Annotated in this window: 11 protein-coding genes; 5 read left to right on the forward strand and 6 right to left on the reverse strand. The window is 74.0% G+C overall.

Annotated elements, in window-relative coordinates; translation table 11 throughout:
• Positions 1-11: 11 nt before the first annotated feature.
• Together AB0D01_RS23445 and AB0D01_RS23450 are read right to left on the reverse strand one after the other, a co-directional pair.
• Entirely contained in the window at positions 12-1,496 is a 1,485-nt protein-coding gene (locus tag AB0D01_RS23445) for an aldehyde dehydrogenase family protein (RefSeq protein ID WP_363058276.1), read from the reverse strand.
• 215 nt (positions 1,497-1,711) lie between these two features.
• Positions 1,712-2,770, reverse strand: coding sequence for a hypothetical protein (locus AB0D01_RS23450; RefSeq protein WP_363058278.1), 1,059 nt, complete (start codon positions 2,768-2,770; stop codon positions 1,712-1,714).
• Between the two features lie 249 nt (positions 2,771-3,019).
• Between AB0D01_RS23450 and AB0D01_RS23455 the strand changes: the two genes are divergently transcribed.
• Positions 3,020-6,250: a cytochrome P450 gene (locus AB0D01_RS23455; RefSeq protein ID WP_363058280.1), complete on the forward strand. Its 3,231-nt coding sequence runs from the start codon at positions 3,020-3,022 to the stop codon at positions 6,248-6,250.
• A 100-nt stretch (positions 6,251-6,350) separates the two neighbouring features.
• On the opposite strand, the gene AB0D01_RS23460 is transcribed toward AB0D01_RS23455, so the two are convergent.
• On the reverse strand, positions 6,351-6,974 hold the full coding sequence (locus AB0D01_RS23460; RefSeq protein WP_363058282.1) for a helix-turn-helix domain-containing protein: 624 nt from the start codon (positions 6,972-6,974) through the stop codon (positions 6,351-6,353).
• Between the two features lie 389 nt (positions 6,975-7,363).
• On the opposite strand from AB0D01_RS23460, the gene AB0D01_RS23465 reads away from it, so the two are divergent.
• The 4 genes from AB0D01_RS23465 to AB0D01_RS23480 all read left to right on the forward strand — a co-directional run bounded on the left by AB0D01_RS23465 (position 7,364) and on the right by AB0D01_RS23480 (position 10,783).
• A complete protein-coding gene (locus AB0D01_RS23465) occupies positions 7,364-8,596 on the forward strand; it encodes a glycosyltransferase (protein WP_363058284.1) in 1,233 nt (410 codons plus the stop codon).
• A 79-nt stretch (positions 8,597-8,675) separates the two neighbouring features.
• Positions 8,676-9,146, forward strand: a complete 471-nt coding sequence (locus AB0D01_RS23470; protein ID WP_363058286.1) for a multicopper oxidase domain-containing protein — start codon at positions 8,676-8,678, stop codon at positions 9,144-9,146.
• A 33-nt stretch (positions 9,147-9,179) separates the two neighbouring features.
• Positions 9,180-10,199, forward strand: coding sequence for a multicopper oxidase domain-containing protein (locus tag AB0D01_RS23475; RefSeq protein WP_363058288.1), 1,020 nt, complete (start codon positions 9,180-9,182; stop codon positions 10,197-10,199).
• Positions 10,200-10,276: 77 nt separating this feature from the next.
• Positions 10,277-10,783, forward strand: coding sequence for a DinB family protein (locus AB0D01_RS23480; protein WP_363058290.1), 507 nt, complete (start codon positions 10,277-10,279; stop codon positions 10,781-10,783).
• Positions 10,784-10,831: 48 nt separating this feature from the next.
• Here AB0D01_RS23480 and AB0D01_RS23485 read toward each other — a convergent pair whose 3' ends face one another.
• From AB0D01_RS23485 to AB0D01_RS23495, 3 genes are all read right to left on the reverse strand, one after another.
• Positions 10,832-11,437 carry a hypothetical protein gene (locus tag AB0D01_RS23485; protein ID WP_363058292.1) on the reverse strand — a complete coding sequence of 202 codons (606 nt, stop codon included), beginning with the start codon at positions 11,435-11,437 and terminating at the stop codon, positions 10,832-10,834.
• Positions 11,434-13,113 (reverse strand): NAD(P)/FAD-dependent oxidoreductase, encoded by a 1,680-nt coding sequence (locus tag AB0D01_RS23490; RefSeq protein WP_363058294.1) that lies wholly within the window; start codon positions 13,111-13,113, stop codon positions 11,434-11,436. Before AB0D01_RS23490 ends, AB0D01_RS23485 begins: the two co-directional genes overlap by 4 nt.
• Positions 13,114-13,215: 102 nt before the next feature.
• Entirely contained in the window at positions 13,216-13,785 is a 570-nt protein-coding gene (locus AB0D01_RS23495; protein ID WP_363058296.1) for a hypothetical protein, read from the reverse strand.
• Positions 13,786-13,827 lie beyond the last annotated feature (42 nt).

Here is a 13,827-nt window from a genome sequence, read left to right on the forward strand (position 1 = left end):
GTGCTCCTCTTTCAGCCCGCGAACCAGCGCACGGGGCGCGGGGCGAGGTTCTGGTACACGTGCTTGGACTCGCGGTACTCGGCCAGGCCCGACGGGCCCAGCTCGCGTCCGGTGCCGGACTTGCCGAAGCCGCCCCACTCCGCCTGCGGCAGGTAGGGGTGGAAGTCGTTGATCCAGACGGTGCCGTGGCGCAGCCGGCCCGCCACGCGGCGACCGCGCCCCGGGTCGGAGGTCCACACCGCGCCGGCGAGGCCGTACTCGGTGTCGTTGGCGAGCGCGACGGCCTCGGCCTCGGTGCGGAAGGTCTCGACGGTCAGGACCGGTCCGAAGACCTCCTCCCGTACGACGCGCATGCCGCGGTGGCAGCGGTCCAGGACGGTCGGGCGGTGGAAGAAGCCGGGGCCGTCGGGCCGTGCGCCGCCGGCGCGGAGCACGGCTCCCTCGGCGAGGGCGGAGGCCACGTACCGTTCGGTGCGCTCGCGCTGGGCGGCGGACACCATCGGGCCGCACTCGACGCCGGGGTCGGTGCCGCGGCCGAGGCGGATCCGGTCGGCGCGGCGGGCGAGTTCGGCGACGAAGCGCTCGGCGACGCCTTCCTCGACGATGAGGCGGGAGCCGGCGGAGCAGACCTGGCCGCTGTGCATGAAGGCCGCGTTGAGGGCCTGGTCGACGGCGGTGTCGAAGCCCTCCTCGTCGGCGCAGGCGTCGGCGAAGACGATGTTGGGGTTCTTCCCGCCGAGTTCGAGGGCGACCTTCTTGACGGAGTCGGCCGCCGCGCGCATCACCTTCGTGCCGCTGACGAGGCCTCCGGTGAAGGAGACGAGGTCCACGTCGGGGTGTTCGGCGAGGCGGGCGCCGACGGGGTCGCCGGGGCCGGTGACCAGGTTCGCCACGCCGGCGGGCAGTCCGGCCTCGACCAGCAGTTCGACGAGGGCCACCGTGGACAGCGGGGTGAGTTCGCTGGGCTTGAGCACGAAGGTGTTGCCCGCGGCGAGGGCCGGCACGATCTTCCAGGAGGCCTGGAGGAGCGGGTAGTTCCACGGGGTGATCAGGGCGCACACCCCGACGGGCTCGTGGACGACGACGCTGTGCACGTCGGGGGTGCCGGCGTCGATGACACGGCCGGCGCTCTCGCCGGCGACGAGGTCGGCGAAGTAGCGGAAGGCGTCGGCCACGCAGTCGACGTCGACGCGGCCCTCTTCGAGGGTCTTGCCGGCGTCGCGGCTCTCCAGCAGTCCGAGGCGTTCGCGGTCGCGCAGCAGGAGGTCGGCGGTCCGGCGCAGCAGTGCGGCCCGCTCCAGGACGGGGGTCCGGGGCCACTGGCCGCCGTCGAAGGCGGCGCGGGCGGCGCCGACGGCGGCGTCGGTGTCGGCGACGTGACCCTCGGCGACGAGCGCCAGGACCGTGGCGTCCGCGGGGTCGAGGACCTCTCGGGTGGCCCCTGACACCGCCGAACGCCAGGTTCCGGCGATGTGGATGGTCTTCTGCTCGGACACGACGCGCTGTACCTCCGGTGCGGGCGCCGCGGCCGACCCGCGGCGGTGTGGTGCCCGCTTGCCCGGAGGTCCGGAAGCCATGCCCCGATCGTCACTCGAAGTGACCGGTGTCACTCTGCGCGTCGGTGCGTGCGGCAGGTTCCGGGGCGTCCCGCAACCCGCCGTACGCGGCCCGTCGTAGGCGGCCCGTCGTAGGCGGCCCGTCCCGGTGACCGTCAGCCGGTCGGGAGGCCCAGCCCGTAGTAGGTGACGTGGTAGCCGTCCACGTACGAGGCCTCGCCGCCGATGATCAGGTCGGTCGGTTCGGCGACCCCGGCGGCCTTCGCCGTCGCCACGAGCATCTCCGCGAGGGCCCGGCCCTTCGGCTCGCCGGGGCCGCCCGCGTCCACGCGCCACACCGGATCGTCGTCGTCGAAGATCGACGCGGTCCCCGGGTGCTCGGCGACCGTGCCCCAGCCGAGGGCGGCGGCGTCCACCTCGTCCCGGGCGAAGCAGGCGATGGCCAGGCGGTCGCCGCACACCACGTCGAAGAGGAGCGGTGCGCCGCGGCCGTCGCGGCCGTAGAGCGGCATGGCGATCCTGATGCCGAGGGCGGTGGTCTCGGTGGGCAGCGCGTCCAGGAAGTCCGCCAGCGACCGGGTGAGCGTCTCCCAGCTGCGTGCGGTCCAGCCGCCGGGGAAGCCGAGGCCGGCGTTGGCCGCGTCCCGGTTGCTCCCGAAGAAGCCGCCGATCGAGTGCTCCTCGCCGACCCCCTGGCGCCAGAACCAGTCCTCGGCCGGGTCGGTGGGCTGGAGGACCAGCTCCGGCCCCGTCCTGCCGGCGCGCAGTTCCAGGGTGTCGGGCGTGCCGCGCCAGCGGACGAAGGGCGTGCCCCAGGGCTGTCCGCTGTCGAAGAAGGGGCCGAGGTCGCCGTGCGAGCCGATGACGGACGGCCTGCCCAGCGCCTCGGTCACCTCCTCGCGGGCGGCGCGGAAGGCGGCGGCCTGCGCGGCGGCGTCCGGTGCGACGAGCGCCACCGGCACCGCGAGTTCCACGTACGACTCCCCGTCGACGTGGCGTTCCTCGTAGGTGCCGACCGGGCGCAGGCGGGCGTCGCCCGCGGGCCGGCCGGTGATCAGGACGGGACGGTCCGGTGTCCCCTGCCAGGCCCAACCGAGCGCGGCCGCGAGGGCCTTGACGCCCTCGGGCGACCAGCCGCCGCTGTCGGCCGCGAGGAGGCGGCGGGCGAGGTCGGCGGTGGACTGCTGCGTGGTGCTTCCCCGTTGTTCGTTCATCGGGTCATCGTGCCCCACCGCGGAGGTCGCGGTTCCGCTGGGGTGGAGGTCAACACCGCGCGGGAGTCGGGCCGGTGGGATAGGTGGGATAGGTGGGATAGGTGGGACCGGCCGGGAGCGAGACGTCCGGGACCCCGGATTGGTTCAGTCGGTCGATCGTGTCATTCAACACAATCACTAGACATTGTCGAGTGACAAAGTCGCTTGTACTTTGAAAGGGACCGAAGGAAGCGGAACGAAAGGCACGCCATGACCCAGCCGTCCGTCCTCACCCGGCCGATCCCCGAGCGCTCGTCCCTGCCCCTGTTCGGCCACGCCCTCTCGCTCCCGAAGGGCTTCGACGCGACCCTGCACCTCATGAAGGAGGTCAAGGAGCTCGGGCCGCTCTACCGGCTGCGCGTCTTCGGGTCCGAGGTCGTGATCGTGGGCGGCCCGGACCTGGTGGCGGAGCTGTCGGACGAGTCCCGCTTCCGCAAGAACGTGCACGCCGACCTCGTGGAGATCCGCCGGTTCGCCGGGGACGGCCTGTTCACCGCCTTCTCCCACGAGGAGAACTGGCGCAAGGCGCACGACATCCTCATGCCGGCGTTCTCGCTGGGCGCCATGCGCGACTACCACCCGACGATGCTCGGGGTCGCGCGGTCCCTGATCGGCAAGTGGGACCGGGCCGCCGGCCGGGAGGGCGTGGACGTCTCGGAGGACATGACGCGCCTGACCTTCGACACCATCGGGCTGTGCGGTTTCGGCTACGACTTCGAGTCCTTCCGGCGCGACGAGGCGCACCCGTTCGTCGAGGCCATGGGCCGGGCCCTCGCGTTCACCCAGGACACGACCGAGTCCCTGCCGGGCACGGACTGGCTCAGGCCCGGGCGCACGGAGCGGTTCGGCCGGGACGTCGCGGTGATGACCGACCTCGTCGACGAGGTCATCCGGCAGCGCAGGCTCTCCGGCGACACCCGCACCGACGACCTCCTGGGCCGGATGCTGCACACCCCCGACGCCCGCACGGGCCTGCCGCTGGACGACGTGAACATCCGCAACCAGGTCATCACCTTCCTCATCGCCGGGCACGAGACGACCAGCGGCGCCCTGTCCTTCGCGCTCTACCACCTGACCAAGCACCCGGAGGTCCTCGCGCGGGCCCAGGCCGAGGTCGACGCGCTGTGGGGCGACGAGGAGACCCCGGATCCCGGGTACGCGGACGTCGGCAGGCTCACCTACATCCGCCAGGTGCTCAACGAGAGCCTCCGGCTGTGGCCGACCGCGCCCGCCTACGCGGTGGAGCCGCTGGAGGACACCGTCATCGGCGGCCGGTACGCCGTCCGCAAGGGCGAGACGTTGATGATCCTGACCCCCGCCCTGCACCGCGACCCCGCCTGGGGCGAGAACGTCGAGCTGTTCGACCCCGAGCGCTTCACCCCGGAAGCGGAAGACCGGCGCCCGGTGCACCTCTTCAAGCCGTTCGGGAGCGGCGAACGGGCCTGCATCGGCCGCCAGTTCGCCCTCCACGAGGCCACGCTCCTGCTCGGCCTCCTGGTGCACCGCTACCGGTTCGTCGACCACACCGACTACCGGCTGACGATCAAGCAGACGCTCACCCTCAAGCCCGACGCCTTCTCCCTCACACCGGTCCGGCGCACCACCGGGGAACGCCGTCGGCCCCCCGTCGCGGAGGTCGGGACACCGGCCGGGCGCCACGGACAGTCCGGGCCGGAGGCGCTCGCGGTGCGGCGGGCCCCCGGCACCACCCTGACCGTGCTGCACGGCTCCAACCTCGGGACCTCCGCCGGCATCGCCCGCGACCTGGCCGCGGAGGGCGCCGACCGGGGCTTCGCCCCGACCGTGGCCTCCCTCGACGACCACTCCGGCCGACTGGACCCCGCCGCCGGTCCGCTGGTGATCGTGGCCGCCTCCTACAACGGACGGCCCACCGACGACGCCGCCGCCTTCGTCGCGTGGCTGGAGGGCCTGGAGCCCGGCTCGCTCACCGGCCTCCCGTACGCCGTCCTCGGCGTCGGCGACCGCAACTGGGCCGCCACCTACCAGCGGATCCCCACCCTCCTCGACGAGCGCCTCGCGGCGGCCGGCGCCGTGCCCCTGCTCGAACGCGGCGCCGCCGACGCCTCCGGCGACCTCGCCGGCGCCGTCGACCGCTGGACGGCGGACCTGTGGACCACCCTGCTCGCACGGTACGGCGAGGACTCGGTCGACGCGTCCCCGGCGCCCGTCGAGCCCGACGCGGACCAGGCGCTGTACGCGCTGGAGGACGCCCCCGCATCGGTGCGCGACGGCCTCGCCGCGCGGCACGGCGTCCGACCGATGGAGGTCCTCGAAGCGTACGAACTCGTCGACACCGCGCACGAACTCGGCCGCTCCAAGCGCTTCCTGCGGCTGCGGCTGCCCGAGGGCGTCACCTACCGCACGGGCGACCACCTGGCCGTCCTGCCGCGAAACCCCGAGGCCCTGGTCCGGCGGGTCGCCGACCGGTTCGGCCTCGACCTCGACCGCACCGTCCGCCTGCGGGCCCTGCGCCACAGCCGCGGCGCCCTGCCCGTCGACCGTCCGCTGACCCTGGGCCGCCTCCTCGCCGACTTCGTGGAACTCCAGGACGCCGCCACCCCCGAGCAGGTGGCCGTGCTCGCCGGGCACACCGCCTGCCCGCCCGAGAAGCGGCCCCTGGACGCCCTCGCCGCCGCCGACCCCGAGGACTTCCGCGAGCGGGTGACCTCACGGGGCCTGGGCGTCCTGGACCTGCTGGAGCGCTACCGCGCCTGCGAGCTGCCGTTCGAGCGTTTCCTGGAGATGCTGCCGGTGCTGCGCCCCCGCCACTACTCCATCTCCTCCTCCGCGAGCGCCCGGCCCGGCGAGGTGGACCTGATGGTGTCCCTGCTCCGCGCCCCGCACCGCGCGGGCGAGGGCACCTTCCGCGGCATCGCCTCGGACCACCTGGGGCGCGCCGAGGCCGGTGACGTGGTCCAGGCCCGCGTCCTGCCGTGCGGCGAAGCCTTCCGCCTGCCCGAGGACCCGTCCGCACCGGTGATCCTGGTCAGCGCGGGCACCGGTCTCGCGCCCTTCCGCGGCGCGGTCCTCGACCGGCTGCACGCCGGCTCGACCGGGACCCTGTTGTGCTACTTCGGATGCGACCACCCCGAGGTCGACTACCTGCACCGCCGGGAGTTCGAGGCGGCCGAGGAGGCCGGGGCCGTCAGCATGCGCCCGACCTTCATGCACGCCCCCGTCGACGGGGTCCGCTTCGTCCAGGACCGCATCCTGCGGGAGGCCGAGGAGGTCTGGGCGGCCCTGGAGGCGGGCGGCGGCGTCCGCGTCTGCGGCGACGGCCGCCGGATGGCGCCCGCGGTGCGGGAGGCGTTCACGGCGATCCACCGCGAGCGGACGGGCGCGGGCGCGGGGGCGGCGGCCGCCTGGCTCACCGGCCTGATCGAGTCCGGCCGCTACGTCGAGGACGTGTGGGCCGGCTGAATCCCCGACCTCGCGTCGGGTCACGACGGCGGCCACGGGTGCGCGGGCACCCGTGGCCGCTTCGGCGTGCGCGGCGGCGTGCGCGGGGTGCGCGGGGTCGTCAGTCGATCGGGCCGGCCGTCAGGTCCAGCCGGCCGCCGGCGAGCGCCACCGTCGCGGCGACCAGCACCCTGAGGTCGACGCGCTCGGTCGCCTCCTCCGGGGCGTGCAGGCGCTGCATCGTCAGGCCGTCGAAACCGTTGAGGAAGAAGCGGGCGACCAGGTCCGCGGGCTGGGCGAGGACGTATCCCGTGCGGGCGGCCGTCTCGGTCATGATGCGTTCGGTGATCTCGTTGACCTGCCGGTGGTGCGACCTGCGGGCCTCGTCGAGGGCGGGCGTGCGCACCGCGAGCAGGGTCAGCTCCGTGAGCAACCGGTAGCCGGCCGACTCCTCCTCGACCGTGCGCCACAGGGCGCCGGCCAGCGCGGCGATCGTCTCCTCGAAGCCCGCGCCCTGCGGCGCGGCCCGTTCGACCTGCGCGATCAGGTCCCCGGTGAGCTGCTCCATGACCGCCCGGTACAGGTCCTCCTTCGTACCGAAGGTGTAGTGGACCGTCGCCTGGGCGACGCCGAGTTCCGAGGCGATGGCGCGCGTGCTGCCCGCGGCGACTCCCTCCCGCGTCATGAGGGCGATGGCCGCATTGATCAGCTGGGGGCGGCGCTCGGCCGCGGAAACGTGAGCCATCCGGCCACTATACCGACTTGGTCGGTGGACCAAGTCGGTAAAACAGCACGTGGGAGCGGGCGGGGCCGGGGCCGGCCCACGCCTCGTCGCGGGGTGTGCCGGCGCGGCGCGACCGCGAGCACTTCGCCGCTTCGTCGCTTCGTCGCTTCGTCGAGCGGGATCGACCCGTCGGGCCGCGACTGCGCCTCCCGCGTCACGCCCGACGACAGGGCCGCGGCGGAGGCCGGTCGACGGCCCGTCGGCGCCACGTGGGCTCGGCGTCGGGCCGGACACCACGTCAACCGCCTGCTCCCGGCTGCCGTTTCGGAGGGTTTCGGCCGGCGCCGCGCGAGGCCCCGTGGCCCGGACGGTCACCGGCCGCCAGACTGGGCGACGTGAGGATTGCCGTCATGACAGCGGGATCGCGCGGGGACGTCGCCCCGTACACGGGCCTGGGCGCCGGCCTGGCCCAGGCCGGGCACGAGGTCACCCTGGTGACCCACGAGGCCTTCGCACCGCTCCTGGCCGGGTCGGGGGTGCGTTTCGCGAGCCTTCCCGGTGACCCGAAGGCCGAGTTGCACTCGACGCGCGGTCGCGGGCTGCACCGCAGCCGCAGCGGGAGCGCGAAGCTCCTCAAGGCCGTCGCCCTGGCGCGGCGCATCGCGCCCGAGATGACGGACCCGCTGGTCCGCGCGGCACGCGACGCGGACGTCGTACTGGCCTCCGGCAGCATCGCGCCCCTGGCCTGCGTCATCGCCGAGGGCCTCGGCCGGCCCAGCATGGGGTTGTTCCTGCAACCCCTGCACGCGACCCGCGCCTTCCCGCCCCCGATGCTCGGCACCCGCTCGCTGGGCCCGCTGGGCAACCGGCTCGGCGGGCACGCCGTCGGAGCGGCCGTCGACCACGTCTTCACCGGCGCCGTCCGCGCCCTGGCCTCGGAGCACCGACTCGCCCCCGTCCGCCTGCCCTTCGCCCGACGCGCCCGCGAGCGGCGGGGCTGGCCCGTGTGGCACGGCTTCAGCGAGCTCGTGGTGCCGCGCCCCCACGACTGGCGGCCGGGGCTGCGGATCTCCGGGTACTGGTGGCCCCACGACGGGGTCGACCGGCTCCCGTCGGAGCTGGAGGACTTCCTCGCGGCCGGTCCGGCCCCGGTCTACGTGGGCCTCGGGAGCGCCACGACGCCCGATCCGCGGCGGGTCAGCGACCACGTCGTCGCCGCCCTGCGCGCCGCCGGCCTGCGCGGGGTGATCCAGCGGGGGTGGGCGGGGCTCTCCGCCGGCGGCGACGACATGATCACCATCGGCGACGTCCCGCACTCCGCGCTCTTCCCGCGCATGGCGGCCGTCGTCCACCACGCCGGCGCCGGCACGACGGGGGCGACCCTGCGCGCGGGCGTGTCCTGCGTGCCCGTACCGGTGCAGTTCGACGCCCGCTTCTGGGCGTCCCGCCTCGTGGCGCTGGGCACCGCCCCCGGCGCGATCCCCCTGCCCCGGCTCGACGCGGACGCCCTGGCCCCCCTGCTCCGACGGGCCGTCACCGACCCCTCCCACCGCGAGCGCGCCCGGCACCTCGCCCGCCTGCTGGCCGCGGAGGACGGCGTCGCCCCCATCGCCGCCGCGCTCGAACGCCTGGACCGCCCCTGAGCGCGCGGGCCGGACCGGCCCGCCGCCCGACCGGCACGTCCTCGCGGGCCCACCCGGGGGCCCGCTGTACGGTGGGCCGATGCGCTATGGGTTGAAACGTCGGGATTTCCTCCTCGTCGCGGCCATGGCGGCGGTGACCGGCTGCGATGCCGCCGGGGACCGGCCCGCGGGTCGCTCGACCGCCTCCCCGAAGGCCTCCGGCTCCCCCGCCCGGCTGTCGATCCCGCCCCTGTTGGAACCCGCCGCGGACGCCGACGGGGTCAAGGTGTTCCGGTTGACGATGCGGAAGGGGCGGACGGAGTTCCTGGCCGGTCGTCCCGCGCCGACGTGGGGGTTCAACGGCTCCTACCTCGGCCCGACGTTGCGCGCCGCGCGCGGGGACAGGGTCAGGGTGGAGGTGGTCAACGGGATCGGCGAGGACACCACCGTCCACTGGCACGGGCTGAGGGTGCCCGCGGAGATGGACGGCGGCCCGCACCGGATCATCGGGCCCGGGGCCACCTGGAGTCCGCACTGGACGGTGGACCAACCCGCCGCGACCGCCTGGTAACATCCGCACCCGCACGGTTTCACGGCCCAGCACGTGTACCGCGGCCTGGCGGGGATGTTCCTGCTGGACGACCCCGAGGCCCGGGCGTCGGGGCTGCCGAAGGACTACGGGGTCGACGACTTCCCGCTCATCGTCCAGGACAAGGTCATCAACGCCGACGGCACCCTGTCGGAGGAGCGGCTCGACGAGGGACGTTTCTTCCTCGGTGACACGGCACTCGTCAACGGCACCCGCAACCCCACCCTGGAGGTGGGCACGACCCGGGTGCGGCTGCGGCTCCTCAACGCCTCCAACGCCCGCCTGTTCCACATCGGCTTCGCCGACGGGCGCACGTTCCACGTGGTCGGCGGTGACGTCGGCCTGCTGCCGGCGCCGGTCCCGGTCACCCGCGTGTCCCTCAGCCCGGCCGAACGGGCCGAGGTCGTCGTCGCCTTCAGCCCCGGCGAGAGCGTCGTACTGCGCGGCTTCGGCGGCGTCGACGAGATCGACCGGGGCGACTTCGACCTCCTCACCCTCACCGCCGCGCGGGAACTCGCCCCCTCACCCGCGCTGCCGGACCGACTCCCCTCGACGCCGCCCATCGAGGTCCCCGCCGACGCGCGGGTGCGCCGCTTCGCGTTGGACGGGACCGACGAGATCAACGGCCTCGACTTCGCGATGGACCGCGTCGACGAGGTCGTACCGGCCGGCGCGCGCGAGATCTGGGAGGTCACGGCCTCGCACTACGCGCACAACTTCCACATCCACGAGGTCGCGTTCCGGGTCCTGGACATCGACGGCCGACAGCCCCCCGCCTGGTACCAGTCGCACAAGGACACCGTCTACCTGCCGGCGAAGTCCACCGCCCGCCTCGCCGTGGAGTTCGGCCGCTTCACGGATCCGACGTCGCCCTACATGTACCACTGCCACATCCTGCGCCACGAGGACAAGGGGATGATGGGCCAGTTCGTCATCGTCGAGCCCGGCACGGAGTCGACGGTCCCGCGCACCCTCCCGACCGCAGCGGCCCACGCCCACGCCGCCTCCGCCTCCGCCTCCGCCTCCGACGGCTGATCGCCACGTCGGAGCGGGCGGCGTCCGGCCCTCGAAACGGGGTGGTCCGGACGACCGGTCCTTGCCATGATCGCCCGATGACCGATGACCAGCGCACACACCCCTCGACGGTGGCCGACGACCGCACGTCGCTCACTTCGTTCCTCGACTACCAGCGCGAGACCCTGGCCATGAAGTGCGCGGGGCTGACCGGCGAGCAGCTGAGGCGCAAGGCCGTCCCGACCACGGGGCTGACCCTCCTCGGCCTGGTGCGCCACGCGGCCTCCGTCGAGCGGGGGTGGTTCCGCGCCGCCGTGAACGGCGAGGACGTCGAACCCCTTTGGCCCGGCCTCGTCGACGGCACGTACGCCGAGTTCGACGTCGAGGACGCCGACGTGGACGAGGCCTTCGCGGCCTGGCGCGAGGAGTGCGCCCGCGCCCGCGTCGTCACCGCCTCCTTCGCCTCCCTCGACGACACCGTCGAGTTCCGCGGCGAGACGATCTCGCTGCGCTACGTCCTCACGCACATGATCGAGGAGTACGCGCGGCACAACGGCCACGCCGACCTGCTGCGCGAGGCCCTCGACGGAACCGTCGGCGAGTAGCCGGGGGCGCGCCCGGCACGCCCCCGCCGCGGGCCGGTCCGCTTCACCTCACTCCCAGCGCAACCGCCCCGCGTCGTCCACGGCGGGGGCGTGACCGTCGAGGGGCCGGCCCGCCTCCAGGCAGCCGGCGATCCCCTCCAACAGCAGCGGAAGGGAGGTCCAGGCCTCGTGCGCGACGCGCCGGACTCCCTCCACGGGCTCGACCCGGTGGACCCGGCCCCGGTCGATCCCGCCGCGGTGGTCCAGCACGAGGCCGCCCCCGCCGACCTCCCGGCCGAGGGGGATCAACCGCGGATGCCCGTACAGGAAGAAGCTGGATCCGATCGTCAGGAGGTCGTCCTCCGCCCGCGCTTCCTCCTCCTTCGACAGGTGCGGGTCGAAGTAGGGCGACATGTGCCGCCAGTCCCCCGCGATCTCGCGGGCGCCGCGCGGCACGTAGGAGCCGGGGAACAGTTCGGACCGACCGTCGAGGACGCCGTCGTGCCGCAGCAGCGACGCGACCAGGGGTCTCGGCAGCGGCCCGCCGACGACGCGTTCGGTCGCGGCGATGTCCGCCGGATCGGCCGGGGGCGCGAGGGCCGCGTGGGTGGCCGGCGCGTGCTCGGCCAGCCAGTTCTCGATGCGTGTCCAGGAGTCGTTCACCGCTGCGGTCATGGAACGGCATGCTGCCGGACGCCACCGACATCACCCGGCGGCGGCCCCACCGGTCCGGACAGGGTGAACCCGCTGTAGCCGGCCTTCGCGGCGGTGTCGCACTCCTGCCGGTAGCGGTCGAGGCCGCCCGCGTAGGCCAGGAACACCCGTGGTTTGCCGGGCACGTTGGCCCCGTTGTACCAGGAGGCGACGTCCCGGTAGAGCGTCCCGTCCGCGAGGGAGGCGACGTGTTCTCCCCAGGCCTGCTCGGCTTGCGCGGTGGCGTCGATCTCGGTGTGGGCGTGCTCGCGCAGGTGGGCGATGCAGTCGGTGATCCACTCCACGTGCTGCTCGATGGCGACCACCGCGTTGCTCAGCACGGAGGGGCTGAGCGGGCCGAGGACGGTGAACAGGTTGGGGAAGCCGGCCGTGAGCAGGCCCAGGTGGTTGCGCGGGCCGTCCGCCCACCGGTCCCGGAGCGTGGCACCGCCCTTGCCCACGATGTCGACGGCGACCTGCGAGCCGGTCATCGCGTCGAAGCCGGTGGCGTGGACGATGACGTCGACGGCGTGCTCGCGGCGGGCGGTCCGGATGCCGAGCGGTGTGATCTCCCGGATCGGGTCCCGCGTGAGGTCCACGACGTCGACGTGCGGCCGGTTGTAGGTGGCGTAGTAGTCGGTGTCCAGGCACGGGCGTTTGGTGCCGTACGGGAATCCGCGCGGGGTGAGCGTCGCCGCGGTCTCCGGGTCGGTGACGATCGCCCGGATCTTGGAGCGGACGAAATCGGCGACCGTCTCGTTGGCGCGCGGGTCGACGAGGATGTCCGTGTACGTCCGCAGCAGTCCGCTGAGCAGTCCCGATTCCCAGCCCTGTTCGTAGGCCGCGTGGCGCTCGGCCTCCGTCGCCGCCAGGGCGGACCCGGTGGGCGGGTCGAAGACCGTGCCGCCCCTGGAGGCGCGTTGGGCCGTGCGGAACCGCGGGTAGTCGGCCTTGAGGGCGGCGAGTTCCGCCGCCGACAGGGGCCGGTTGTGGGCGGGCAGCGCGTACACGGCGGTGCGTTGGAAGACCGTGAGGGAGGCCGCCCGTTCGGCGAGCAGCGGGATGGCCTGGACGGCGGAGCAGCCCGTGCCGATCACGGCGACGCGCCGGCCGGTGAGGTCCACGTCCTCGTGTGGCCAGTCGGCGGTGTGCAGGGAGCGGCCCGCGAAGGTGCCGGCGCCGGGGATGTCCGGTTCCTTGACGGCCGACATGCATCCGGTGGCGAGGACGAGGAACCGGGTGCGCACCCTCTCCCCCGTGTCGGTGGTGACCTCCCAGGTGTGCGCGGCCTCGTCGTACACCGCCCGGTCGACCCGGGTCCGCAGGCTGATGTGCGCGCGCAGCGCGAAGCGGTCGGCGACGTGCCGCAGGTAGCGCAGGAGCTCGGGCTGTGTCGCGTAGCGCTCGCTCCACTCCCATTCCTGGTCCAGTTCCGGGGAGAAGGAATAGGAGTAGGAGGTGCTCTCGATGTCGCAGCGCGCGCCCGGGTAGCGGTTGCGGAACCAGGTGCCGCCGATGTCGTCGCATGCCTCGAAGAGCCGTACGTTCAGGCCCAGTTCGCGCAGGCGGTGGAGCTGGTAGAGGCCGGAGAAGCCCGCCCCGACCACGACCGCGTCGAGCGGTGTGGCGGCGGAGGGGGACCGGTGGGGGCGGGGCATGCCGTGCTCCTGGTGGCTTCGGGGCGTGCGCGGGTTCCGTGTCGTCTCGGGTGCTTCGTCCCGGACGCGCCGTCTCAGGCGGGTCGTCTCAGCCGTGCCGTCTCAGGCGGGTCGTCCGGGGGCGGGCGCCGAGGGGGTGAGGGCGGAGATCTCCGGCAGGCTCATCCCCATCTGCTCGTTGAGGAAGCGGACGATGGTCCAGTGCGGCAGGGCGGCCTCGTCGAAGGGGCCGAAGGCGGCGGTGTACAGGGGGATCCAGCGCAGGGCCTCCTCGACGGACCGCTCGCGCCCGCGACCGGCCCCGTCGCCGCTCGCGGCCCCGCTCCCGTCCCCGTCCTGGTAGTCGCCGTAGGCGATGCTGCGGTGGTGGATGAAGCGCCGGCCGGGCAGGCGCTCCTCGCACAGTTCCCGGTACTCGCGGGTCTGGAGGATGAGGAAGTGCCAGATCTCGTCGATCTCCTGCTCCACGGGCAGGAACAGGCCGGCGAGGCGGTCGGGGTGGCGGGAGACCAGGTAGAGGTAGCGCAGGCATTCGCGCACCTGGTGCTCGACGTGGTCGCGTTCGTACGGGGTCTTGGCGGTGAAGTACCCGACGGTCTCCTCGTGGAGGGCCGCGCCGAGCAGGTCGACGGCGGTGACGGCGTGGGGTGCTTGTGCTGCGGAGGCGCTCATGGGCGGGTTCCTGTCCGGGCCGAAGGGGCGGTGGGCGGGGGC

The organism is Streptomyces sp. NPDC048606 (genome assembly GCF_040650855.1).
In the GTDB taxonomy this organism is placed as follows: Bacteria; Actinomycetota; Actinomycetes; order Streptomycetales; family Streptomycetaceae; genus Streptomyces.